The 24469-nt window shown below is 60.3% G+C and carries 25 protein-coding genes and 1 other RNA gene; 12 read left to right on the forward strand and 14 right to left on the reverse strand.

The features are described 5' to 3' along the window. Nucleotides 1-55: 55 nt before the first annotated feature. From BLX89_RS09980 to mepA, 3 genes are all read right to left on the reverse strand, one after another. Nucleotides 56-1081, reverse strand: coding sequence for a glucokinase (locus tag BLX89_RS09980; RefSeq protein ID WP_075291086.1), 1026 nt, complete (start codon nt 1079-1081; stop codon nt 56-58). A 60-nt stretch (nt 1082-1141) separates the two neighbouring features. Then, on the reverse strand, nt 1142-1522 hold the full coding sequence (locus BLX89_RS09985) for a methylglyoxal synthase (RefSeq protein WP_075290649.1): 381 nt from the start codon (nt 1520-1522) through the stop codon (nt 1142-1144). Nucleotides 1523-1731: 209 nt separating this feature from the next. Continuing rightward, on the reverse strand, nt 1732-2778 hold the full coding sequence (mepA, locus tag BLX89_RS09990) for a penicillin-insensitive murein endopeptidase (protein ID WP_075290651.1): 1047 nt from the start codon (nt 2776-2778) through the stop codon (nt 1732-1734). Between the two features lie 183 nt (nt 2779-2961). On the opposite strand from mepA, the gene BLX89_RS09995 reads away from it, so the two are divergent. The 5 genes from BLX89_RS09995 to BLX89_RS10015 all read left to right on the forward strand — a co-directional run bounded on the left by BLX89_RS09995 (nt 2962) and on the right by BLX89_RS10015 (nt 9848). Next, nucleotides 2962-4827, forward strand: coding sequence for an extracellular solute-binding protein (locus BLX89_RS09995; RefSeq protein ID WP_075290653.1), 1866 nt, complete (start codon nt 2962-2964; stop codon nt 4825-4827). Nucleotides 4828-4992: 165 nt separating this feature from the next. Then, nucleotides 4993-6084, forward strand: a complete 1092-nt coding sequence (locus BLX89_RS10000) for a microcin C ABC transporter permease YejB (RefSeq protein WP_075290655.1) — start codon at nt 4993-4995, stop codon at nt 6082-6084. Beyond that, nucleotides 6084-7223, forward strand: a complete 1140-nt coding sequence (locus BLX89_RS10005; protein WP_075290657.1) for an ABC transporter permease — start codon at nt 6084-6086, stop codon at nt 7221-7223. Before BLX89_RS10000 ends, BLX89_RS10005 begins: the two co-directional genes overlap by 1 nt. An 8-nt stretch (nt 7224-7231) precedes the next feature. Beyond that, a complete protein-coding gene (locus BLX89_RS10010) occupies nt 7232-8860 on the forward strand; it encodes an ABC transporter ATP-binding protein (protein WP_075291087.1) in 1629 nt (542 codons plus the stop codon). 28 nt (nt 8861-8888) lie between these two features. Beyond that, nucleotides 8889-9848: a 2-hydroxyacid dehydrogenase gene (locus BLX89_RS10015; protein ID WP_075290659.1), complete on the forward strand. Its 960-nt coding sequence runs from the start codon at nt 8889-8891 to the stop codon at nt 9846-9848. On the opposite strand, the gene BLX89_RS10020 is transcribed toward BLX89_RS10015, so the two are convergent. The 4 genes from BLX89_RS10020 to xseA all read right to left on the reverse strand — a co-directional run bounded on the left by BLX89_RS10020 (nt 9849) and on the right by xseA (nt 13333). Then, nucleotides 9849-10703 (reverse strand): C40 family peptidase, encoded by an 855-nt coding sequence (locus BLX89_RS10020; protein WP_075290661.1) that lies wholly within the window; start codon nt 10701-10703, stop codon nt 9849-9851. A 6-nt stretch (nt 10704-10709) separates the two neighbouring features. Next, entirely contained in the window at nt 10710-11060 is a 351-nt protein-coding gene (locus BLX89_RS10025) for a MarR family winged helix-turn-helix transcriptional regulator (RefSeq protein WP_075290662.1), read from the reverse strand. A 65-nt stretch (nt 11061-11125) separates the two neighbouring features. Beyond that, nucleotides 11126-11719, reverse strand: coding sequence for an NAD(P)H-dependent oxidoreductase (locus BLX89_RS10030; protein WP_075290663.1), 594 nt, complete (start codon nt 11717-11719; stop codon nt 11126-11128). 30 nt (nt 11720-11749) lie between these two features. Then, on the reverse strand, nt 11750-13333 hold the full coding sequence (gene xseA, locus BLX89_RS10035) for an exodeoxyribonuclease VII large subunit (protein WP_075291088.1): 1584 nt from the start codon (nt 13331-13333) through the stop codon (nt 11750-11752). 142 nt (nt 13334-13475) lie between these two features. On the opposite strand from xseA, the gene BLX89_RS10040 reads away from it, so the two are divergent. Continuing rightward, complete coding sequence (locus BLX89_RS10040) at nt 13476-13739, forward strand: spike base protein, RCAP_Rcc01079 family (RefSeq protein WP_075290664.1); 264 nt, start codon at nt 13476-13478, stop codon at nt 13737-13739. 169 nt (nt 13740-13908) lie between these two features. Continuing rightward, a complete protein-coding gene (locus BLX89_RS10045) occupies nt 13909-14139 on the forward strand; it encodes a hypothetical protein (protein ID WP_075290665.1) in 231 nt (76 codons plus the stop codon). Between the two features lie 62 nt (nt 14140-14201). Here the strand turns inward: BLX89_RS10045 and BLX89_RS10050 are convergent, their stop codons facing one another. Continuing rightward, nucleotides 14202-15188, reverse strand: coding sequence for a Gfo/Idh/MocA family protein (locus tag BLX89_RS10050; protein WP_075290667.1), 987 nt, complete (start codon nt 15186-15188; stop codon nt 14202-14204). A gap of 177 nt (nt 15189-15365) precedes the next feature. Between BLX89_RS10050 and BLX89_RS10055 the strand changes: the two genes are divergently transcribed. Together BLX89_RS10055 and BLX89_RS10060 are read left to right on the forward strand one after the other, a co-directional pair. Beyond that, the gene (locus tag BLX89_RS10055) at nt 15366-16316 is read left to right on the forward strand and encodes an aldo/keto reductase (protein ID WP_075290669.1); all 951 of its coding nucleotides are present in this window, start codon (nt 15366-15368) and stop codon (nt 16314-16316) included. Further along, the gene (locus BLX89_RS10060) at nt 16313-16759 is read left to right on the forward strand and encodes a GNAT family N-acetyltransferase (RefSeq protein WP_075290671.1); all 447 of its coding nucleotides are present in this window, start codon (nt 16313-16315) and stop codon (nt 16757-16759) included. Before BLX89_RS10055 ends, BLX89_RS10060 begins: the two co-directional genes overlap by 4 nt. An 18-nt stretch (nt 16760-16777) precedes the next feature. Here the strand turns inward: BLX89_RS10060 and BLX89_RS10065 are convergent, their stop codons facing one another. Next, nucleotides 16778-17398, reverse strand: a complete 621-nt coding sequence (locus tag BLX89_RS10065; RefSeq protein ID WP_075290673.1) for a hypothetical protein — start codon at nt 17396-17398, stop codon at nt 16778-16780. Nucleotides 17399-17533: 135 nt separating this feature from the next. Between BLX89_RS10065 and BLX89_RS10070 the strand changes: the two genes are divergently transcribed. Further along, the gene (locus BLX89_RS10070; RefSeq protein WP_075290675.1) at nt 17534-17896 is read left to right on the forward strand and encodes a nuclear transport factor 2 family protein; all 363 of its coding nucleotides are present in this window, start codon (nt 17534-17536) and stop codon (nt 17894-17896) included. A 63-nt stretch (nt 17897-17959) separates the two neighbouring features. Here the strand turns inward: BLX89_RS10070 and BLX89_RS10075 are convergent, their stop codons facing one another. The 3 genes from BLX89_RS10075 to ffs form a co-directional block, all read right to left on the reverse strand. Continuing rightward, nucleotides 17960-18283, reverse strand: coding sequence for a YbaB/EbfC family nucleoid-associated protein (locus BLX89_RS10075; protein WP_075290677.1), 324 nt, complete (start codon nt 18281-18283; stop codon nt 17960-17962). 32 nt (nt 18284-18315) lie between these two features. After that, nucleotides 18316-20193: a DNA polymerase III subunit gamma/tau gene (locus BLX89_RS10080; RefSeq protein ID WP_075290679.1), complete on the reverse strand. Its 1878-nt coding sequence runs from the start codon at nt 20191-20193 to the stop codon at nt 18316-18318. A 107-nt stretch (nt 20194-20300) separates the two neighbouring features. Continuing rightward, nucleotides 20301-20398, reverse strand: an RNA gene (gene ffs / locus BLX89_RS10085) — signal recognition particle sRNA small type. A 104-nt stretch (nt 20399-20502) separates the two neighbouring features. Between ffs and BLX89_RS10090 the strand changes: the two genes are divergently transcribed. Beyond that, nucleotides 20503-20907: an HIT domain-containing protein gene (locus BLX89_RS10090; protein WP_143523578.1), complete on the forward strand. Its 405-nt coding sequence runs from the start codon at nt 20503-20505 to the stop codon at nt 20905-20907. A 2-nt stretch (nt 20908-20909) separates the two neighbouring features. Further along, on the forward strand, nt 20910-21884 hold the full coding sequence (nudC, locus tag BLX89_RS10095) for an NAD(+) diphosphatase (protein ID WP_075290681.1): 975 nt from the start codon (nt 20910-20912) through the stop codon (nt 21882-21884). A 61-nt stretch (nt 21885-21945) separates the two neighbouring features. Here the strand turns inward: nudC and BLX89_RS10100 are convergent, their stop codons facing one another. After that, the gene (locus BLX89_RS10100) at nt 21946-23007 is read right to left on the reverse strand and encodes a porin (RefSeq protein WP_075290683.1); all 1062 of its coding nucleotides are present in this window, start codon (nt 23005-23007) and stop codon (nt 21946-21948) included. Between the two features lie 268 nt (nt 23008-23275). Continuing rightward, nucleotides 23276-24337: a porin gene (locus tag BLX89_RS10105; protein WP_075290685.1), complete on the reverse strand. Its 1062-nt coding sequence runs from the start codon at nt 24335-24337 to the stop codon at nt 23276-23278. Nucleotides 24338-24469 lie beyond the last annotated feature (132 nt).

Genomic DNA, 24469 nt, shown 5'->3' on the forward strand with positions numbered 1-24469 from the left:
GGGCTCTATAGTCCCTGTGTCACGGTTTGGCGAGTCTTGCGAAGGGCACAGCAGCTCAACTTCTCCAGCGGCGTCCCTCTGTCGCAACACCAAAGCGAGAGGGGGTGCGTGCATAGGCTGCGAGGCCGGACAAAGCTGCCGTCGGATGTGTGACGACGAAGGTTGGGATGGTGCGCAGCAGGGCGGAATGTGGCGCCTTGTCCTCGAAGGCGGCGCGGAACTCAGGCTTCTTCAGCGCGGGCAGGATTTTTTGCGAAATACCGCCGGCCAGGAACACGCCGCCACGCGCCATGAAGATCATCGCCATGTCGCCGGCGACGCGGCCCAGATATGTGGAGAAGAGTGAGACGGTCTCGACAGCAGCGACATCGCCGCCGGAAAGCGCATGGCTGGTGATGCCGGCCGGATCGGTAATATGCGGATCCTTGCCATCGGCCTCGCAGACGGCGCGGTAGATGTTCATGAGACCGCGGCCGCAGAGCAGTTGCTCCCCGGAGACGCGACCTTCGATCGGCTCGAGGAAGGGCCAGATGTGGAAATCGCGTTCGCTGCGCGGGCCGACATCGACATGGCCGCCTTCGCCGGGCACCGGAAACCAGGTGTGGCGGGCATGCAGGAGGCCGGCAACACCAAGCCCGGTGCCGGGGCCGAGTACAGCGCAGGATGCCGACGGCAGGATTTTGCCGGAGCCGACCTTTTCGCGCCCGTCATCGCCGATCGAGGCGACGGCCAGTGCCTGCGCTTCGAAATCGTTGATGATGATCACGTCCTGGAGGTTGAGCGCCGAGATCATGTCCTTCGGCTTGATCACCCAGCCGGCGTTGGTCAGCGGGATTTCGTCTCCGTTGATCGGGCCGGCAATGGCGATGATCGCCGAGCGCGGCTGTACCGATGTCTTGTCGAGAATGCTGGTCTGCAGCGCTTCCTCGATGCTGGCATAATCCCCGGTCGGGATGATCGGAAAGATCTTCGGCTCGGCATAGGCATCCAGCAGCAGTGCGAAGCGCGCATTGGTGCCGCCGATATCGCCGACGAGAATGGGGAAGACGAAGCTCGCGTCGCTATCGTCGAGGTGTGGCAGGTGCGAAGACATGGGTGATCCGTTCCGATGCTGCGATGATGTGCCGGGAAGCATTCTGTATCAGGGTTGGTTGAAGGCGATCAACTGTTCCGCGGTGGCGCGGTTGAGCGCCATGGGAATGTCGTAGACGGTCGCAAGCCGCATCAGCGCCTTGACATCGACATCGTGCGGCATGGCCGTCAGCGGATCGGTAAAGAAAATCAGCATCTCGACCTCGCCGGTGGCGATCATCGCGCCAATCTGCTGGTCGCCGCCAAGCGGGCCGCTCTTTAGACGGGTGATATCGAGGCTGGGACAGGCCTCCTGCACGCGACCACCCGTGGTTCCTGTCGCCACGATCTTCCACTTGGCGAGGATATGTTCGTGAGCCTTGGCGAAGGCGGCGAGATCGGCTTTCTTCTCGTCATGGGCGATCAAGGCCACACATTTTTGCGACGACATGAACGTACTCCTTGTCTCCACATGGGCGGCGCCGTTTTAAATCGATTTGATTTTCCTCTACATGAGGCACGCGCCGTTGGGAAGACGGGCACAGCGAATGGCGAATTAGTTGAGGCGAATAGCGAATAGGGATTGGCGAATGGAATAGGTCCAATCAAACTATTCGCTATTCGCTATTCGCTATTCGCTATTCGCTATTCGCTATTCGCTCAATTCAACGGCCGCGGCGTGGGAATCGGAACCGCCATTTCATTCGCGGCCTGTTCGGCGCTGGCATTGATCACCGCTTCGACGGACGTACTGGCCGGGGCCGCTGCATAGGCGGTGCCGTAGGTTGCAGCCGATTCCGAATTGGCCGGCGCCGCGAGAACGGCTGAACAAGCCTTTGGCAGATCGGACAGCATCGTGAACTTCGGTTTTACCGGCTTGGCGTTCGGATCTTTCTTCGGTGCGGCCCACGGCTCCTTGGTAAACCACCAGGCCAGGGACTTGTCGCAGCCGTCGCCAGCCGTCACCGGCGCCTGCGCCTTGCAGCCCTTTGCTGCCGGTGGGCAGTGCATGCGGATATGGAAATGTTCGTCGTGACCATAGACCGGACGCACCTTGCCGAGCAGCGAGCGGTCGCCGGTCCAGGTGTCGCAAAGCTTCTTCTTGATCGCCGGATTGACGAAGACGCGCTCCACCTGCGGATAACTTGCGGCCTTCATCACGATATTGGCATGGGTCGCCGTCCAGCGCTGGTTGCTGACCGTCAGGAACTTGCTCTTGTCGAGCATGGAGGTAAATGGCATGTCCTCGCGCTGCTGGGCAGTGAGCGGCTGCGCCGGCTTCGGCGTGAACCAGATGTCTGCATCCAGCCCGATCTGGTGGGAGGCGTGGCCGGTCAGCATCGGCCCGCCGCGCGGTTGTGAGATATCGCCGATGAGGATACCCGACCCCCAGCCGAGACCCGCCGCATCTTTCGAAAATTTTTCGAGCAGCTGGATCATCGCCGGGTTACCCCAGCGGCGATTGCGCGACAGCCGCATCGCCTGCCAGGTCGGACCATCCGTGGGGATGGCGACGGCGCCGGCCATGCAGCCCTTGGCGTAGAATCCGATCGGACTCGCCGGCCCCTCGCTTGGCAGCTTCACCTTCCCGAAAATCTGCTTGGCAGGCTCCGCAGCTGTCGCTTCCGTTGCGACCACCCCGATGCCGATCGTCGCGGCGATCAAGGCGTTAAACGTGCGGTGCAACAGGGTGGCGATCTTGGTCATCGGTCGTCCAATATGGATTAGGCAAAAGGGCAGGTCCGGAGGCTGCCAGAGCGCCTTTGTCCGAGCCTTGCGATACACGCGGACGTGAACCAAAAAAAATGCCTGATTTGAGGCAGCGCCTGTCTTTTGTCCTGATTTTGCCTATTCTGTTCACCAAACAGAGAAAAAAAGGGGAAGGCCTATATGCGCCGAATTGGCTCGATCATCGAAAATGCGTTCCGAACCGTGATCAAAGCTGTTGCCGTTGCAGCCTTGGCGGGGCTTGTCGCAAGTCCGGTTCTGGCGCAGGAGCCGGTCTGGCGCGGGGGAACGGCAACGGTTGGCGAGCTGAAGTATCAGGATGGTTTCAAGCGCTTCGACTATGTGAACCCGGATGCCCCGAAAGGCGGCGATCTGAGGCTCACGGCCATGGGCACGTTTGATTCGCTCAACCCGATCCTTGCCAAGGGCGAAGTGGCCGCGGGCGTCGCCGGTCTTGTTTACGAAACGCTGATGAAGCCGTCGCTGGATGAGATCGCCTCGGATTACGGGCTGCTGGCGGAGGCCATCGCCTACCCCGATGATTTTGGCTGGGTGAAATTTCGCCTGCGGCCGGAAGCCAAGTGGGAAGACGGTCAGCCGGTGACTCCGGAAGATGTGGTGTTCTCCTTCGAAAAGGCCAAGGCGCTCGATCCGCAGCGGGAATTTTACTACGCCCACGTCATCAAGGCGGAAAAGACCGGTGATCGTGAGGTCACCTTCAGCTTTGACGAGAAGAACAATCGCGAGCTTCCCAAGATCGTCGGCGAACTGGTGATCGTGCCCAAGCATTGGTGGGAGGGCAAGGACGCCAATGGCAACCAGCGCGACATCTCCAAGACCTCTCTGGAAATCCCGATGGGTTCGGGCGCCTACAAGGTCGCTTCGATGCAGGCGGGATCGACCATTCGTTTCGAGCGCCGCGAGGACTATTGGGGCAAGGATATAAACGTCAATATCGGCGAAGATAACTTCGGCGCCATGATCTACACCTATTACGCCGATCTCGACGTTGCCTTCGAAGCCTTTCGCTCGGGCAATGCGGACTATTGGTGGGAAAATTCGGCCAAGCGTTGGGCGACCTCATACGACTTTCCGGCCGTCAAGGATGGGCGCATCAAGCTGGAAAAGCTTGAGAATGATTATCGCAACCGCGGTGTTCTCGTCGGATTCATCTTCAATATGAAGCGAGAGAAATTTGGGGATGTGCGGGTGCGCAAAGCGCTCAACTATGCCTTCGATTTCGAGGAGCTGAACCGCACGATCTTCTACAACCAGTATTCGCGGATCGACAGTTTCTTTTACGGAACTGAGCTTGCCTCCAAGGGCGTGCCGGAAGGCCGCGAGCTGGAAATCATCAATGAAATGAAAGACCAGCTCCCGCCGGAAGTGATGGAGCCCTATGTCAGCCCGGTCGGGGGCGATCCGAAAAAGGTGCGTGACAATCTCCGCCAGGCCATCGGCCTCTTCAAGGAAGCCGGGTACGAGCTGAAGGGCAACCGTATGGTCAATGCCAAGACCGGCGAGCCCTTTACCTTCGAAATCCTGCTCGATGGCCCGACGATCGAGCGCGTGGCGCTGCCCTTTGCCCAGAGTTTGAAGAAGATCGGTGTCGAGGTCAGCGTGCGCACGGTCGATTCCTCTCAGTTCACCAATCGCTGGCGTTCGCGCGATTTCGATGTCGTCTATCAAGGCTGGGGGCAGTCCCTGAACCCCGGCAACGAACAGGCGGAATACTGGGGCTCAGCGGCTGCCAATCGCGACGGATCGCAGAACTATTCCGGTGTCAGCGATCCCGTTCTCGATACTCTCATCAAGCGTGTTATCTTCGCCAAGGATCGCGATGAACTGATCGCGACGACGAAGGTCCTCGACCGGGTTCTTCTCGCCAAGCATATCGTCGTGCCGAGCTATACGGCTCGCAATTCCCGCATCGCCTACTCTTCCGATCTCGAACATCCGGCCGTTCTCCCGGAATATTCGACCGGTTTCCCGTCTATCTGGTGGCGCAAGAGTGCCGGTTCTCAATGAGGCCTTGCGCTTGCAAGCGCTGTGCACTCCAAATGCGGAAAAGCGAATCACTCGACATCCGGCTTATCTGCCGGCTGTCGGCAAGGAGACGACCGGATTGACCACCACAGGGCGCGCTGCCGCTGACTTCAGATACATCGCTCATCAGGCAACGGGAGCGCTCTGATGGGAGCTTACATCCTGCGCCGCCTGTTGCTGATGATCCCGACGATCGTCGGCATCATGGCCATCTCCTTCGCCGTCGTGCAGTTCGCGCCCGGCGGTCCCGTTGAGCAGGTCATTTCCGATCTCACCGGCCAGAACCAGGGTGGCGACCGGCTTTCCGGCGGTGGCGGTGATCTGGGTGGGCAGTCCTTCAACGACGAATCCGCTGGTAAGTATCGCGGTGCGCAGGGGCTCGATCCCGAGTTCATTGCCAAGCTCGAAAAGCAGTTCGGCTTCGACAAGCCGCCGCTCGAGCGCTTCGGCAAGATGATGTGGGACTACATCCGCTTCGATTTCGGCGAGAGCTTTTTCCGCAATACCTCGGTCATCGACCTCATTCTGGAAAAGATGCCGGTCTCGATTTCGCTCGGGCTCTGGATATTGATCCTGTCCTACGCGATCTCCATCCCGCTCGGCATCAGGAAGGCCATATCCGATGGCTCGCGTTTCGACGTCTGGACCTCCGGCATCATCGTCGTCGGCTATGCGGTGCCAAGCTTCCTGTTCGGTATCCTGCTGATCGTCCTGTTCGCCGGTGGCTCCTTCCTCGACTGGTTTCCGCTGCGCGGCATCGTCTCGGACAATTTCCATCAGCTGCCCTGGTACGAAAAGATTATTGACTATGTCTGGCACATGACGCTGCCCCTGATCACGCTGCTGATCTCCGCCTTTGCGACGACGACGTTGCTCACCAAGAACTCGTTCATCGATGAAATCCGCAAGCAATATGTCACCACCGCCCGCGCCAAGGGGCTGACCGACAGCCAGGTGCTCTATCGCCATGTCTTCCGAAATGCGATGCTGATCATCATCGCCGGCTTTCCCGGCGCCTTCATCTCGGCCTTCTTCACGGGTTCGCTGCTGATCGAATACATCTTCTCGCTCGATGGCCTCGGCCGTCTCGGCTACGACGCCGTGGTCAAGCGCGATTATCCGATCGTTTTCGCGACGCTCTACATCTTCTCGTTGATGGGCCTTATCGTCAGCCTGCTGTCGGACCTGATCTACACCTGGGTCGACCCGCGCATCGATTTCGAGCGGAGGGATGTCTGATGAGCGACGTCGTCTCCCGCGCCACTGTTGCAGAGCCCCGCGCCGGCTGGCTGACGCCGGTCAATCAGCGACGGCTGCAGAATTTCAAGGCCAACAAACGTGGCTACTGGTCGTTCTGGATCTTCATGGTCCTGTTCGTGCTCAGCCTGTTTGCCGAGTTCATCGCCAACGACAAGCCGCTGATCGCATCCTACAAGGGTGAGATCCTGTTCCCGGTGGTCGTCAACTATCCGGAAGAGAAGTTCGGCGGCTTCCTTGCCGAGACGGACTACCGCTCGGATTTTATCCGCGACGAAATCCAGGCCAATGGCTGGATGATCTGGCCGCCGATCCGTTATTCCTACAACACCGCCAACTCCAACATCCCCCATTCGGCCCCGACGGCACCGTTCTGGCTGATGGATGCTGGGGAACGCTGCTCCGGCTATCCGCTGGGCAGTGAGGACCCGGGCTGTACGCTCGGCAATCTCAACTGGCTCGGAACCGACGATCAGGCCCGCGATGTCACAGCCCGCATGATCTATGGCTTCCGTATCTCGGTTCTCTTCGGTTTGGCGCTGACCATCGCTTCCGCCGTCGTCGGCGTCTCCGCGGGTGCGGTCCAAGGCTATTTCGGCGGCTGGACTGACCTGCTGATGCAGCGCTTTATCGAGATCTGGTCGTCGATGCCGGTGCTTTACATCCTGCTGATCATCGCGGCGATCATGCCGCCGGGTTTCTTCGTCCTGCTCGGCATCATGCTGCTCTTCTCCTGGGTCGGCTTCGTCGGCGTGGTGCGTGCCGAGTTCTTGCGCGCACGCAATTTCGAATATGTGCGCGCCGCCCGCGCGCTCGGAGTCGGAAATCTCACGATCATGTGGCGGCACCTCTTGCCGAACGCGATGGTGGCGACGCTCACCTTCCTGCCCTTCATCTTGTCCGGCTCGATCACGACGCTGACCTCGCTCGACTTCCTCGGCTTCGGTATGCCGCCGGGTTCGGCCTCGCTTGGTGAGCTGATCGCACAGGGCAAATCGAATCTGCAGGCGCCATGGCTGGGCCTGACGGCCTTCATCGTCATGTCGGTGATGCTGTCACTGCTGATCTTTGTCGGAGAAGCCGTGCGCGATGCCTTCGATCCAAGGAAAACATTCCAGTGAGCGAACAAGTGACAGAACCCCTGCTTTCCGTTCGCGATCTCTCGGTGGCCTTCCATCAGGGCGGCAACACGTCGCTTGCCGTCGATCGCGTGTCCTTCGACATTCGCCGTGGTGAAGTGGTGGCTCTGGTGGGCGAATCCGGCTCGGGAAAATCGGTCTCGGCCAATTCGATCCTGAAGCTTCTGCCCTATCCGTCCGCCAGCCACCCGAGCGGCGAAATCCTGTTCAACGGCAAGGACCTCCTGAAAGCATCGGATGCGGAACTGCGCCATGTGCGCGGCAACGACATCACCATGATATTCCAGGAGCCGATGACCTCGCTCAATCCGCTGCATTCGATCGAGCGGCAGATCGCCGAAATCCTCGATCTGCATCAGGGTATCACCGGTCCCGCCGCGCGAACCCGCGTGCTGGAGCTTCTGAACCAGGTCGGTATCCGCGAGCCGGAAAAGCGCCTGTCCGCCTATCCGCACGAGCTTTCCGGCGGTCAGCGCCAGCGCGTGATGATCGCCATGGCGCTTGCCAACCGGCCGGAACTGCTGATCGCCGACGAGCCGACCACGGCGCTCGACGTGACTGTGCAGGCGCAGATATTGGCGCTGTTGAAGACGCTCAAGGACGAGCATGGCATGTCCATGCTGTTTATCACCCATGACCTCGGCATCGTCCGCAAGATCGCCGATCGCGTCTGCGTGATGACAAAGGGCAAGATCGTCGAGACCGGTCCGACCGCAGAAATCTTCTCCAATCCGCAGCATGCCTATACCAAGCATCTGCTCGCCGCCGAGCCGAAGGGCAAGCCGCCGACCTCCGATCTGTCGAAACCGGTCGTGATGGAGGCGCAGGACGTCAAAGTCTGGTTCCCGATCAAGGCAGGGTTTCTCCGCCGGGTCGTGGATCATGTGAAGGCTGTGGACGGCATCGATCTTTCGCTGCGCGCCGGCCAGACGCTCGGCGTCGTCGGTGAATCCGGCTCCGGCAAGACGACGCTCGGACTGGCATTGACGCGGATGATCTCATCCAAGGGCCGCATCGCCTTCGTCGGGCAGGATATTGCCGACTACACCTTCAAGGACATGCGGCCACTGCGCAATCGCATGCAGATCGTGTTTCAGGACCCCTTCGGCTCGCTGTCACCGCGCATGGCCGTCTCCGATATCATCGGCGAAGGTCTCAAGGTTCACGAGAGCGCGCTGTCCGACAAGGAACGCGACGCCCGCGTCGCTGCGGCGCTGGAAGAGGTCGGGCTCGATGCCGCAACCCGCTGGCGTTATCCGCATGAGTTCTCCGGCGGCCAGCGGCAGCGCATCGCCATCGCCCGCGCCATGGTGCTCAAGCCCCAGTTCGTCATGCTCGACGAGCCGACGTCCGCGCTCGATATGAGCGTGCAGGCGCAGGTGGTCGATCTGTTGCGCGACCTGCAGACGAAACATGCGCTCGCCTATCTCTTCATCAGCCACGACCTGAAGGTGGTGCGCGCCCTTGCCAATGACATGATCGTCATGCGGCTCGGCAAAGTCGTGGAGCAGGGCCCATCCGAGCAAATCTTCACAGCGCCCAGGGACGACTACACCAAGGCCCTGATGGCTGCCGCCTTCGACATGGAAGCGGTCGCCGTTCCAGCCGTGCGCCAGTAGTTCTTTCACCAGTCATTTTGAGTGCATCATGTCCGACAAAAGCCCCGTCATCGTCGATTTGAAGTTCATTCCGGACGAGGTGGACGCCGCCCTTATCGGCGCCTTTCCCGGTCGTGACATCATCAATCTCGCCAACCCGGCCCATGCCGACCGCGACTTGAGCGGTATCGACTATGCGGTTGTCTGGAACCCAAGTCTCGATCTTTTTTCGCGAGCACCGGATTTAAAGGTTCTGTTTTCCGGTGGTGCAGGCGTGGACCATATTCTCAAACTTCCCGGCCTGCCGGATGTGCCGCTCGTGCGTTTCGTCGATCGCAGCCTGACGACGCGCATGAGTGAGTGGGTGGTGATGCAGTGCCTCCTGCACCTGCGCCAGCACCGCGCCTATGAGGCTCGTGCGAAAAAGCATGTCTGGGAAGACCTGATCCAGCCGGAAGCCGCCGACATCACTGTCGGCGTCATGGGCCTCGGCGTGCTTGGGCAGGATGCGATCCGGAAACTTTCGACGATGGGTTTCAAGACCGTAGGCTGGTCGCGCTCGAAGAAGCACATCGAAGGCACCGAGACCTTCGACGGCGATCAGCTTGATGCCTTCCTTGCCAAAACGGATTTCCTCGTCGGCCTGCTGCCGCTGACGGATGATACACGCGGCATCTTCAACGCCGAACTCTTCTCCAGGCTCAGCCGCAAAGGAGCATTCGGCGCACCCGTTTTCATCAATGGCGGCCGTGGCGGCAGTCAGGTCGAGAGTGATATTGTGGCGGCGCTGGAGAAGGGTGTCCTCCATGCCGCCTCCCTGGATGTGTTCGAAAAGGAACCACTGTCGAAAGACAGCCCGTTCTGGGAGATGGACAATGTTTATGTGACGCCACATGTTGCGGCATCGTCGGACGTCAAGGCGCTGTTTGCCCATGTCCAGCAGCAGATCGATCGCCTTGAGAGCGGTCAGCCCTTGCAGCATCTGGTGGATCGCGAAGCTGGCTACTGATCAGGGTCGGCGATAACCCGTCGGTTGGTCATAAAGCCAGCCGATCCGGTCGATCGCCTCCTCCAGCCCCTCGTGGGAAACATTCATCGTATGACCGTTGGCATGCAGCAGCGTCCTGTCGTCTTCCATGATGGCGACATGGCCCTTCCAGAAGACGAGATCGCCGCGCCGCAGTTCGTCGCGGGCGATTGGAGTACCCAAGCCGCTGGCCTGCATATCCGTATCGCGCGGCGCCTGTCGACCCGTCATGAGCATGGCAAGCTGCACAAGGCCGGAACAATCGATGCCGAAGCCTGAGCGCCCGCCCCACAGATACGGCGTTTCGATAAATCGACCGGCAACGGCCACGTAATCGTCGGCCATAGGTGCATTGACCGAGGCGCAATGGTTGGCGATGACCGCATGACCATCGTCGAGAAGGAAATATCGCGTCCCCCGTGTCTCGCGCTCGTCGACGACGGTGATCCGGCTTCCCATCGAGATCGCCCGCACGGTCGGGAAACGCAGGTCCGGGCCGACATAGATGAAGGTGCGCGGCGCGGTTACGATATGCGTCGGGCTCCTGCGGACGGGTCCGACCGTGTAGTCCGGCACATAACCGACATAGCCGTCGCTGTCGGCCTTCACCCAGGCCCAGCCGGCTGAGGTGTCCAGAACATGGACGATTTCACCGAGCAGCAGTTCCGTGTCCGTGCCGCATTCCAGCTCCGGGCGAGCGCGCAGTTGCACGACCGGCACGCTGACCTCGCAAAGCGTGCCAACCACGTAGTTGTCAGCAGCGACGAGGCCGCGCAGCCGCTCTTCGGCAAGATCGGGGCGATAGGCGTTGAGCCGGCGGTCGGGGAGATCGGACATGGTTTCTCAGATAGACAGTTTGCGGCCCTGATCAATGATGAGGTCGCCGAGTTTTTCAAGATAAAGCGCGCCTTCGAGCGTGCGTTTGATGATGACGTTGCGCCGGTCCTTGTCGTCGCGGCTGCGGGAGACGAGCTGTAGTTCGCCCATCGTATCCAGCGCGCGGGTGATGACCGGTTTGGTAACGCCAAGGGTTTCGGCAAGTCCGCGTACGGTATGGGGCGGGGGCATCAGGTAGATATGCAAAAGAATCGAGATCTGGCGCAGCGTCAGGTCATGCTGGCCCACACGAACCTGTTGAAGGGAAACGTCATGCCAGAGGGTCAGCGCTTGCGAGGCAGAAAGTTCGATCGGCAAGGCGGAATGCTCGCGTGAATTTTCGCCACGATAATCAAGGATCGTTACGGAAGCGTTTCTTTTTGTCAGCGGATTTGTGTAACCGCGCGGGCAATGCGGGCAAGATGCGCCCTGCGCTGTTCATCAGACACGCGGTCCATGTCGTGCAGGGCCAACATGCGGAAATCCAGTTTCTTCGCACAGAAGCTGGCGATGCCTCGTTTGAGCAGCCGGCGAACGGGATCGCCCATGTAAAGCCTGACGACCCACCAGGGAGAGCCCGTTGTGGTGAACGCCCAGAAGAGCCGGATATTCGTGAGCTTCGGAATGATCCGCCCGCCCGCCTTGTCATGATCGAAAGCAATGCCGGGCGCAAAAATACGGTCGAAGAAACCCTTGAGCACCGCAGGAAAATTGAACCACCATTGCTGAAAGACAAGGATCAGGCCTTCCGCCGCCTGCAGACGTGCGACGATGCCGTCAACCGCTGTTGTATCGTAGGGCGTATCGAAATAGCCGCGACGTTCGGTTTCGCTCAGGCGCGGGTCGAAATTTTCGGCATAAAGATCGAACAGATCGACCGTATGGCCGTTGGCTTCGAGCGTTTGCCGCGCCGTGCGCGCCACGCTGGCGGCGAAGCTGTCTTCAAGCGGATGGGCCAGAACCATGAGCAGGTGCATGTGAACTCCGTGATCGGCGCTGCCAAACGTTCAGAACAGGCTGCCCTGCTTCGGCGCGTCGGCCTGCTTTTCGGTGCGCTTCTTTACCGGCTTGGCCGGTGCCGCAGAACCGCTCGTCGTCACCGCAGCGATCCGGTCGTCGCTAAACTCGATCGAGATCGCCTGGCCGGGGCCAAGGGCGCCGGCGGCATGCACCGGCGCGCCCTTGTCGTCGTAGACAATCGCATAACCGCGCTTCAGTACATTTCGATAGGAAAGCGATTGCAGCACACGGTCTTGCGCGACAACCAACCCCTTGAGCCGTCTGACATCGGCGATCACGGCCGTATCAGCGCGCGCGGACAGTCCGTTGATCCGATCCCGAGAGCGGTGCACCTGTCCCAGAATGCGGGCGGGCAGGGCACGTAATGACGCATCGGCGGAAGCGGTTCGGCCCCGCGCACGGTCCATCATGCGCTCCACGATGCGCTCGGCCCGAACCATGCGCTCCGAAAGCCGCTGGCGGCGCTCGGCAAGCCGGCTGGACAGCATATCGGGGCGCAGATGGGCGGAGATGCGCTCGAAGCTGCGGCGCTTGTCGGCGGTGTTCATCTGCAGGCCGCGGCCGAGCCCGGCGGCCGCCTCGTCAAAACGGCGGCGCGGCAGGGCAAGAAGCTGGTCGAGCGACGGCATGGCCCGGCCAAGCGCGCGAAGGGACTGGCGACGATTGTCCATCTGCCGGCTGGCGGCACCCTTCAGGCGGGCACCGAGGCCGGATATCATCGCCTCCAGCTCTGCCTTGACCGGTACGGCCATTTCCGCGGCTCCGGTCGGTGTCGGCGCGCGCTGGTCGGCGGCGTAGTCTATCAGCGTCCAGTCGGTTTCATGGCCGACGGCGGAGATCAGCGGGATCCGCGACGCCGCTGTGGCACGCACCACCGCCTCATCGTTGAAACTCCAGAGGTCTTCGAGACTGCCGCCGCCACGCGCTACGATGATCACGTCAGGAACCGCGATCGGTCCATCCGGCGCAAAAGCATTGAAGCCCTCGATCGCAGCCGCCACCTCATTGCCCGAACCTTCGCCTTGAACCCGAACGGGCCAGACGACCACATGAACGGGAAAACGATCGGAGATACGATGCAGAATATCGCGGATAACGGCGCCGGTCGGCGATGTCACCACGCCGATAACGCGCGGCATGAAAGGCAGAGGGTGTTTTCGCGCAGTCTCGAAAAGGCCTTCTGCCGCCAGCTTGCGCTTGCGCTCTTCCAGCAACGCCATCAGCGCGCCGGCGCCAGCTGGTTCGAGCGTTTCGATGACGATCTGGTATTTTGACGATCCCGGGAAGGTGGTGACCTTGCCGGTCGCGATCACTTCCATTCCCTCTTCCGGCCGGAACTTGAGCCGGCTCATCGTGCCCTTCCAGATCACGGCATCTATGCGCGCCTTGTCGTCCTTCAGCGCGAAATAGGCATGGCCGGAGGAATGAGGCCCGCGATAACCGGAAATCTCGCCGCGCACGCGCACCTGATCGAACGCCTGCTCGACCGTCCGCTTGATCGAGCCGGACAGTTCGGAGACCGAATACTCGGCAAGATTGGAGGGGCTTTGCGATTCGAAGAAGGAGCTCATGGCGTCATTTTGCAGCGTCTGGACGCTTTTTGCCAGCATCCCTGTGTCGCCCTCAACAGGCGTTTCAACATCCCCGTTTTATCCCGCAAGGTTGCGATCGGCGATGATGAGGACAGTTGCACTTGCAGATAAAGGAGCTGCCATGCCTGATCGTTTTTCCGCCAATGCCGCCTCGCTGACTGGCCCGGCGTCCCATGCCTTTCCGATCATCCCGTCCGACACAACGGACCTCCCTGAAGCCGTGCGCGCGCTGTATGTCGGCACAGGCGGTGCCGTCAGCCTGAGAACGGTTTCGGGTTCGGCGGCAACCTTTCTGACAGTCTCCGCAGGCAGCATCCTGCCGGTGCGGGCCGATCGTGTTTTACAGACCGGTACAACGGCAGGGGATATTGTCGGTTTGATATGACTTGGAAAAACAGAGCCGTCGCCGGCGTTGCGCGGCGGCTCTTCACGTTTTGTAATAATTTGAAACAACGATCCCGTTCCCTTCGTTACTGCATATGCAAACGGATTAAGCGAAATTTAGCGAGCCTCATGCAAGGATGAGGATGCAAAGTCGCAAACGGGAGGGTCGGATGATTATCTTGACCGCATTCGCAATCGGACTGCTGGCAACGAGTATGCGCTCGGTCGTCTGCTACATGACTGCCGGCTGCCTGATCCTTGTCGCCTTTACCGCCGCTGCGCTGTTGTCCGCGGGGCCGGTTTCCCTGATCTCTCTGGGACTTGCCATTCTCGGCTATAATGCCGGCATCGCAACTGCTGTTGGCGGCTATCTGGCAGCAGACCGTCTGCGCACTGCCTGAACGGAAAACGCAGCGACCGAGGCCGCTGCGTCCGTGTCTTCAGGCTTCGGCTTTTCTGAACCTCAGATCGCTTCCCAGCCATCCTTGTCGCTTGCGCGATAGATCGCGTCGATGAGCTTCTGGTTCTTGACCGAGCTTTCCAGCGACACGATCTCCTCGTTTTCACCAGCGGCTGCGCGGGCGAAAGCTTCTGCCTGCAGCTTGTACTGGCGGGCATCCTGGAAGCGGAAGTGTTGCGACTGGGAATGGTTCTGGTTCGTCAGCTCGATTTCCTCGGCGCCGTAGCGATCAGCGTTGAAGGGCGACTTCACCTCGATGAAACCCTTGTCGCCATGGAAGACCATGATCTGGCGTGCTGCGAGCTGGGTCGAGATGTAGAAAGCCAGCTCAAAATCACCGAAATCGGCGCGAACGCTTGAGAAGATGTCCGTGCCGAAATCCGGGTCGCGATCGGTGTTCGCCTGCACGCGAACCGGCTCCTTGCCGGTAACAAAGCGGGTGGAGATGGTCGGGTAGACGCCGATATCCGGCAGGCCGCCACCGCCAAGCTCGGGGATGTTGCGCATGTTGGCGGTATCGCGGTTGAAGTAGGTGAAGGCACCCTGCACATAGCGCAGCTTGCCGATTGCCCCTTCATTTAGCAGCGAGCGAACCTTCCGCCACACAGGGCTGTAGGTCACCATGAAGGCTTCCGAGACGATCACCTTGTTGCGGTCGCGGGCTTCGATCAGGGCATCGATCTGCGAGGCATGCAACGAGATCGGCTTTTCGCAGAGCACATGCTTGCCGGCATTGGCTGCCTTGATCGACCACTCAACGTGCTGCGAGGTCGGCAGAGGAATGTAGACGGCATCGATCTTGTCCGAAGCCAGCATGTCCTCATAGCTGCCGAAGGCATGCGGCACGGAAAAGCGGTCGGCCATGGCGCGGGCCTTGGCAAGATCGCGGCTGGCGATCGCCGTCACGACGCAGTTTTCCGCGTCCTGAATAGCGGGCACGACGAGTTCGCGGCCGATCTTGGCGGTGGATAGAATGCCGAAACGCAGCATATGAGGTCCTCCCTGATTGTTGGCGGCACACTATCGATGAGGTACGTGCCTATCAAGCGGTATCGCATTCGAATAATTCGCATCTTCCGGCAAAAAACGGCCTGTACGAACCGGCCCATGCTGTTGCAGTGTTGAGCCTCCGGTCTGACACCTTCCCCTCACATAGGAGCTTATCCCATGGAAAAGCGCAGCCTTGGCCGCACTGGCCTGTCCATCGCCCCGCTGGTTTTCGGCGGCAATGTCTTTGGCTGGACGGCCGATGAAAAGACTTCCTTCGCCCTGCTCGACCGTTTCTTCGATGCCGGCTTCAATGCCATCGACACGGCCGATGTCTATTCCTCCTGGGTGCCGGGCAATCAGGGCGGGGAATCCGAGACGATCATCGGCAAATGGCTGAAGCAATCGGGGCGTTCGCGGGATGCAGCCATCATCATCACCAAGGTCGGGTCCGAGATGGGGCCGGGCAAGAAAGGCCTCAAGGCAGGCTGGATCAAACAGGCGGTGGAAGACAGTTTGATGCGGCTGCAGACCGACTACATCGATCTCTATCTGTCCCACTGGCCGGACCCGGAAACGCCCTACGAGGAAACGCTGGCAGCCTATGATAAGCTTTTGAAGGAGGGCAAGGTTCGCCATATCGGCGCCTCCAATCTCGATGCTGCGCAACTGCGCGAGGCGCTTGATGTCTCGGCGGCCAAGAGCCTGCCGCGCTACGACGTGCTCCAGCCGGAATATAATCTTTACGACCGTTCTTCCTTCGATGGCGCGCTGCGCAATCTCTGCATCGCCGATGAGATCGGCGTCATCACCTATTTCAGCCTCGCCAAAGGGTTTCTCTCGGGCAAATACCGCTCGCACAAGGACCTCGAAGGCTCCGCCCGTGGCGGCGGCATCGGCAAATATCTCGATGGCCGCGGCATGCGTATTCTGGGAGCCTTGGACGAAGTTGCCGGTGAACTTGGCGCAACTCAGGCAGAGGTTGCTCTGGCTTGGGTCATGGCTCGGCGGGGCGTGACGGCACCGATCGCCAGCGCCACCAGCCTGCCGCAAGTGGAAAGCCTGATCAAATCGGCGACAATCACGCTGAGCGACGAGGCCTGCCGCCTGCTCAATGAGGCGAGCGAATGACGCTGGAAATCCGCGATGCCAAGCCGGAGGACGAAGCCGACTGGCGTCGCCTCTGGACCGGCTACAATATCTTCTACAAAGTCATGGTGCCAGATGAGGTGACGGATACCACATGGCGGCGGGTTCTCGACCCGGCATCCGCGTTGTTCATGCGCGCTGCCGTTCTTGACGGGCGCTTGGTCGGTTTCGCAATCTCGGTTCTGCACGAAGCGACCTGGACTATAGGGCCGGCCTGTTATCTGGAAGATCTGTTCGTCGATGATAGCGTGCGCGGCAAGGGTGTCGGTCGGGCCCTGATCGATGATCTCGTCGAGCAGGCAAAGACCAAGGGCTGGTCGAAGCTCTACTGGCACACGGATGAAAACAACATCACCGCGCGCCGTCTCTATGATCAATACGCCAAGGCCGATGGCCATGTCCGCTATCGCATAAGCTTTCCGTGAAAGCCGCGATCTGCACCGCTAGCCGCTTCTGAGGGTCGGAAATCCCTCATAGAACTCCGCGTGGCTGCCCTCGTGGCTGGCCATGCCGCGTTTGGTCAGAACGCCGGCAGGGGCGGCATAACTGCGGATGCGGCGCGCCGGCCGCTCATGCCACTGGATGTTCATCGCCCAGAGTTTTGGGAACACGCAGAGGGAGGCATAGGGCAACTGGTCGTGTATCCACCAGGCCAGCGATTGCCAGCCCTGCAGCCTGTCCCTGTTGTCCCATACCCACGGCACGACGATGCAGGCCGTCGCACCGATGCAACCATCCGCATCGCGCATGTCCCAGATGTGATCGGCAGCGCTTGCCGCATTGGTAGAGCAGTTCAGCTTGTTGCGGTTGCCGAATGCGTTGACGCTGCGCGAGCGATACCCGGAGCGGATATGAAGCCGGCCAAAGGTTCGCTGCAGCGGCTCCAGCAACTCTTCGCAGAGCCGGCTTCCGGCTTCGATGGCAAGCTCCGGGTCATCAGGAATATTGGGTATGCCGTAGAAATCGGCGATCTCGGAATGCAGGAAATCCCGCAGGAAGAAATTTTCCGACAGCCGTGCCCGGCCCATATCCTCCAGCGCCCGCATCGATCCCGGTTTCTTCATCCGCCCCTCCCGTTTCAAGGAAAGGATAGCAGCAGGCAGGTCTGGCGCCACCCGAAACCAGAGGCACGATTTCTCGGGGGAGGAAGCCTGTGATAGAATGCTCACGCAATCCGGTAGCTTTGGCGGAGGACGCAGATGTCGGAAGAGCAGGCCATCAGGACGATCTTGCATCTCTATGTCGACGGCATGGCCTTCGGCAACGAGGCGGCCTTGCGCAAGGCCTTCCATGTCAATGCCCGCATCATCGGCAATTATGAGGGCGCGGTCGAATGGCTGACGCGGGATGAGTTCATCGCCGCCGTGCTCGCCGAACCGCCATCGCCTCCGGGCACGCAGCCGGTCATGGATGTGGAGACGATCGACATTTCCGGCGATGCGGCAAGCGTCAAGGTGACCGACGAATTCGCCGGGATGCGCTTTACCGATTATCTGTCACTTTTGAAGATCGAAAGCCGCTGGATCATCGTCAACAAGCTCTATCACCTGCACGCAGCATAGATAAACGCCGCTGCGCGGTGATTGCCAGCGGCGTTCGTTTTGTCGTTCGGAATTATTCGCCGATCAGAAAGGCAGCTTCATACCGGGCGGGATAGGCAGACCGGCGGTCAGCGCGCGGGTCTTTTCTGCGGCAATGGCTTCCGCCTTGTCCTTGCCATCCTTGTGGGCAGCAACGATCAGGTCTTCGAGAATTTCGACATCGTCTTCCTTGAACAGCGAAGGATCGATCTTGAGACCCTTGAGGTTGCCCTTGCCGTCCATGCGAACGGTGACAAGGCCGCCGCCGGAGGTGCCATCGACTTCGAGAGCGGAGATTTCCTCCTGCATCTTCTCCATCTTGGCCTGCATTTCCTTGACCTTGCCCATCATGCCCATGAGGTCGCGCATCGGTTTTCCTCTTCAAACTGCGGTACTTGTATTTAGTGCTCGATATCGTCGCCGGGAAGGATGTCGCCTTCCTCGGATTCTGCCACGGCCACGACCTGCGGCTCTTCCACTTCAGGGTCCGGCCCCTTGATGCGCACGTCGGCGATCTTGGCGCCCGGGAAACGGGAGAGGATGGCGGCAACGTCAGGGTCCTGGCGCGCGTCGCTCAGGCGCTTTTCCTGCGCCTGCTGCTCGGCTTCCAGAAGCGTCTGCTGCCCGGGCTCGCGGCTGAGGATCACCATCCATCGAATGTCGGTCCATTCCTCCAGCCGCTTTTGCAAATCGGCAACCAGTGTCTTTGGCGCATCGTCGGGAAGGTTGATCTCCAGCCGGCCCGGCTCGAGATTGACGAGGCGCACGAAGCCGCGCACCAGCGTCTTCAGGCGGATGTCTCGGTTCTTGGCGCAGAGCTCGGCGATATCGGCAACGGAATTGACCGGCACTTTCAGCTGAGCTCTGGCGACAGGTGCCTCGGCAGGCTTTTCCTCAATGCGACCGACCGGCTGCGCAGCAGGCGCCTGTGTCGCCGGCACGGCGCGCAGCATTGTTGCGCCATTGCCGGTGGCGCGCTGGGTGGGCGGCGCATCAAAACCACGGGCCTGCGTTGCCGGAGCGGAGCCCTGAGCCGAGGTCGCGCCATTACCGCTGCCATTGACGGACGCCGCGCGCCCTGCATCGCTGCCGGAAAGCTCAAGCAGGCGACGCGCCGCATCTTCCGGGGCCGGCAGATGGGCGGCGTGGGCCAGACGGATCAGCACCATCTCGGCGGCCCCGGCGGGGCGCGATGAGCTTTCCGTCTCCGGAATGCCCTTCAGCAGCATCTGCCAGATGCGCGACAGCGTGGTGACGGCGACGCCGGAGGCGAACTCGGCGCCACGGGTGCGCTCGATCTCGCTCAGCGACTGGTCGTTTGCTGCATCCGGCACATATTTGAGCTTGGTAACGAGGTGGGTGAAATCGGCAAGATCGGTCAGCACGACGGACGGGCTGGCGCCCGCCTCATATTGCCGGCCGAACTCGTCGAGCACCGCCGCGACATCGCCCTTCACGATATGATGGAAAAGATCGACGATGCAGGCGCGATCGGCGAGGCCGAGCATGGATCGCACCGCCTCGACCTCAACACGACCGGCACCATGGGCAATTGCCTGATCGAGCAGTGACAGGCCATCGCGGGCGGAACCTTCGGCGGCGCGGGCAATCATCGCCAGCGCATCCGGCTCGGCATCCACGCCTTCCTTGCCGAGAATGGTGGTGAACAGGCCGACGAGATCCGTGGCGGCGATACGGCGCAGGTCAAAGCGCTGGCAGCGCGACAGCACCGTGATCGGAACCTTGCGGATTTCCGTGGTGGCGAAGATGAACTTCACATGCTCCGGCGGCTCTTCGAGCGTCTTCAACAAGCCGTTGAAGGCCTGCGTCGAAAGCATGTGCACTTCGTCGATGATATAGACCTTGTAGCGCGCCGAAACCGGGCGGTAGCGCACCTGCTCGATGATCTCGCGGATATCGTCGATACCGGTATGGGAGGCGGCGTCCATCTCGATCACGTCGACATGGCGGCCTTCCATGATCGCCTGACAATGTTCGCCGGGAACGCGCAGGTCGATGGTCGGCTTGTCGATCTCGGGCGTCTTGTAGTTCAGGGCGCGTGCAAGGATGCGGGCAGTCGTGGTCTTGCCGACCCCGCGCACGCCTGTCAGCATATAGGCCTGGGCGATGCGGCCGGTCTCGAAGGCGTTGGTGAGCGTCCTCACCATCGGCTCCTGGCCAACCATCAGGTCGGAAAAATCTTTTGGGCGATACTTGCGCGCCAGCACGCGGTAGGCCGCGGGTTTTTCCGGTTGGGAGAGGGAAATGTCTTCGCTCATCGACCTTTATATTTCTCCAATATAGGGCCGCATGGCTCGAGGCCTCTTGGGCCTTTCTTTCGACAGCGCGCCTTCAGGCCCAAAGGGCAAAGGCGGCTGAGAAAAGGGTGGGAGGCTGGCACGATGACCCGTGCCGTGGCTCGTTGGGGCTGCTTCCTTCCGGACCTGACCCGGTTGGCGAGTGGCTCGTCCACCACCAACCTCCCGGCTTTCATATCGGCAATATCATCACCAAAAGCAAGCCAAGCCTTCAAAAAACTGCTATTGATTTGCAAAACAACGATAATTCGCGAATGCCCGGAGACACCCTTGCCCGATTTTCCTCTCGATCCACGCCTAGAGCGCGATGGTCTGCTCGTTTCCAACCTCGGGCTTTGCCAGCTCCGCGTCATGAACGACAAGCGCTGGCCTTGGCTGGTGCTCGTTCCGCAGCGCGAGGGTATTTCCGAAGTCTTCGACCTGACGCCGCTCGATCAGACCATGCTGACATTCGAGACCAACATGGTGGCTACGGCATTGAAAAAGGTGACGGGGGCAACCAAGATCAATATCGGCGCGCTTGGCAATATCGTGCGCCAGCTTCATGTTCATGTCATCGCCCGCAGCGAAGGTGACGCCAACTGGCCAGGCCCCGTCTGGGGTTTCGGCACGGCCGAACCCTGGAGCGATGAAGAACGCAAGGCATTTGCGGCCCGCATTCTGGAAAACCTCTGACCATGACGAAATCGATCTTCGACCTGCACAGTCCGCATCCCGAACCCAGCACCCTCGTCGCCTTTGCCGAAAACCATCTCGACCGCCGGTCCGAGCATCGCGCCGAGGATTGCGTTGAAAAAGCCTTCAAGGCGGAGGGTGCCCATGTCTTCGCTTTTTCCGGCAACCGGCTCGTGGTCAAGCATGACGAGAAAATCGTCGATCCGCTGTTTGCGCCCTATGAGCTTTCCGATCTCAAGCCGGAACTCGACGATGCCATACTGCTCGGTTTTCTGCCGAACGGCGAGCCGCGCCTTGCCGTGCCGATCGGGTTGACCGAGGAAACGCTGCCGGAACCGTTCAAGCTTGCGGACGGACGCACGCTCTATCGCCAGCAGATGCTGACCGATGAACTTTTAGGCCAGTTCGCACAGGCATCGAGCCTGATCACCTGGAATGCCAACAACCGTTTCTGCGGCAAATGCGGCAATGCGACGGAAAGTCAGGCGGGTGGCTACAAGCGCCAGTGTACGGCTTGCGGTCATCTGAGTTTTCCTCGGACGGACCCCGTCGTGATCATGCTGACGATCGATCTGGAGCGGGATCTCTGCCTTCTCGGCCGCAGTCCGCATTTCCCCGAAGGTATGTATTCGTGTCTGGCCGGCTTCGTCGAGCCGGGCGAAACGATCGAAAATGCCGTGCGGCGCGAAACCCACGAAGAATCCGGCATTCGCGTCGGTCGTGTGCGCTACCACGCCTCCCAGCCCTGGCCGATGCCGCATACATTGATGGTCGGCTGCTACGCCGAAGCCAAGAACCGGGACATCCGCCGCGATGAGCAGGAACTGGAAGATTGCCGCTGGTTTACGCGCGAAGAGACGGTTGAAATGCTGGCGCGCAACACGGGCGTCGCTCTGGCCAATGGCGAAATCGGATCGCCGCCCAAGGGCGCGATCGCGCATCGCCTGATGCGGGATTGGCTGGACTGGCCGAAGTAGGCGGCCAAAAGAAAACCGGCGCCTTTGGACGCCGGCTTCATAGTTGAGATGTCGCTGTAACTTAGAAATCGCGCTGGAAGCGGATGGTGCCGCCAAAGGCCTCGCCATCGCCGCGGTCGCCATCGAAATCCGTGTAGTTGATTTCAGGCATGATCTTGAAGCCTGAAACCATCTTGTATTCGACGTTGAGCGCGGTCGCCATCGTGCCGTCTTCTTCATAGGCAATCTGCCCGTTGAGAGTGGTCTTATCGGCAACCTTGGCGGAAAACCCGCCCCAGGCCGCCCAATCGCCGCGCCACGAGCCGAAATAGTTGCGCTCACGCGAACCGGCCGGCCCGTTTGTATTGTCCCAGTCCGACTGATAACCGCCCATGACGAAGATCGAGAAAGCATCGGTGAGGGCCAGGTCAAGACGAGCTTTCGCTGCGACCGATTCAGCATTGGTGTCGTAACCGACGATGGCGGATATCCCGCCCCAATCCTGCTCGTACTTCATACCGGCCACGGGGAATGGCCAGTCCTCCGCCCTGTAGGCCACAGTCGTGCCCCCGGCGCTATAGGTCCCATTTCCCTCTTCCAGGCCGAAAAGAAGCTCAAAACCGTTATCGGCCTTGTAGACGTAGCTGATCTGGTTGGTCCGGCTCGGCGAAAAGTCGATGACGTCGTCGTTGACGATGTTGCCAGCTGAATCGAGCCATTTGTCGAAGCGTGAATCCGAATAGCCGGCGCGGAAACCGCCGAGTTCGATAAAGGCGCTCACCAATGTGAATCGTTCCTCGCCATCCTGAACATCCCAGCGATGTTCAATAAAGGAGCGCAGGGTTCCGTATTCGGTGTCGGAAACAGCATCGTAACGGAGAGTGGCGCGCGTGTGCCCGACCCAGCCATCGTCCTCGCCGTCGAACGGGTTTTCACCCAGGATGTTGTCGAAACGGACGTAACCGCCGACCTTGAGACAGGTTTCGGTCCCCGGAAGATAAAAATAGCCCTTTCCGAACGCATCACAGATGCGGACGTACTCCATCGGCTCCGGTTCGACCGCAACGATGGCGTCTGCCGCTTGGGCGCCTTGGGAGGCCGCAAGCGCGGCTGCCGAAGTCAGCAGGAAGGTTTTGATAGTCATGGAATCCCCAATCGTGTCGGATGACAACAATAATTTGCCGGCTAACCACATTGTGTGGCACGCGATCACATCGCCAGCAGGCAGGGAAAAAACCACGCTCCCATGTCACATTCTACGGGGTAAACTGTCATAATTATTGCGCTGCAGCGACGGAGCGCTCGTGTTGCAAAACTACCGCATCGGTTCTCTGGCGTCAGCGTCCGCGAGAGCTGTAGTCGGTCGTGGAACAGACATCAAAGAGAGCCTGTTCCACGGTTTTAAGCATAGATCAGAAGTCCCGTTGCAAGCGAATGGTGGCGCCGAATGCGTCGTCGTCGCCTCGTTCGCCATCGAAGCTGGTGTAGTTCAGTTCGGGCATGAACTTCAGGCCGTCGGCAACGGCATATTCCATGTTGAGTGCGCCGGCGAAGGTGCCGTCTTCCTCGTAAGCTGCCTGGGCATTGAACGAAGCTTTTTCCGTCGCCTGCATCGCAAACCCGCCCCACGCGGCCCAGTCGCCGTTCCAGGCGCCGAAGTAGTTCAGGCGACGCGTGCCGCCGGGACCGTTGTCGTTGTCCCAGTCTGACTGGTAGCCGCCCATGACCCAGGCGGAGAAAACGTCGTTGAAGGTGATATCGACGCGTACCTTGCCGGCAAAGCTTTCCGCAAAAGTGTCATAACCGCCGACGGCCGAAATTCCACCCCAGTCCTGCTCGTACTTGACGCCGCCGATGATGCCGAGGTTATTGTCCTGGGTGTAGGAAACCTCCGGAACCGGTGCGAAGCCGGTTTCGTAGGTGCCGGCGCCTTCCTCAAGGCCGATCAATGCGCTGAAGCCGTTGCTGCCTTCGTAAACGTAACTCACCTGGTTTGTGCGATCGCCGGTATAGTCGATCACGTCGTCATTGATGATGTTACCGGCCGAATCGAGCCAGGTGTCGAAGCGGGAATCGGCGTAACCGGCGCGAAAGCCGCCAGCTTCGATGAAAGCGGCGTTGATGTAGGTGTCGTTGCTCGATTCCGAACGGAGTTCGATGAAGGATCGCACCGTGCCGATTTCCGTCTCGTTGCGCGCATCGAACTCGAGGCTGCCGCGCGTGAACGTCGACCACCCGATATCCTCACCGTCATAGGGGTCATCGCCAAGCCCCAGTTCGAAGCGGACATAGCCGCCGATCTTCAGGCAAGTCTCGCTGCCAGGAATATAAAAGTAGCCTTCACCATAGGCATCGCAGACGCGCACATACTCCATCGGTTCCGGCTCCGCCGCAACGATCGCGTCGGCGGCATGAGAGGCGGAAACAAACGAGAAGGCGGCTGCGGAGCCCGCAAGAAGAGCTTTGATGTTCATGGAAATCTCCGTGTCTATGCCGGGATGAGCGTCGGCATGCAAAACGCGGCGGCGTGTCGGTTTTCCGGGCATGTCGCCACGGGTGGCCGAGTCGCGTCGTCAGGGCGGAGGAAATCACGCAGAATCGCGAAA

The sequence above is a fragment of the Pararhizobium arenae genome, from assembly GCF_001931685.1.
Taxonomy (GTDB): domain Bacteria; phylum Pseudomonadota; class Alphaproteobacteria; order Rhizobiales; family Rhizobiaceae; genus Pararhizobium; species Pararhizobium arenae.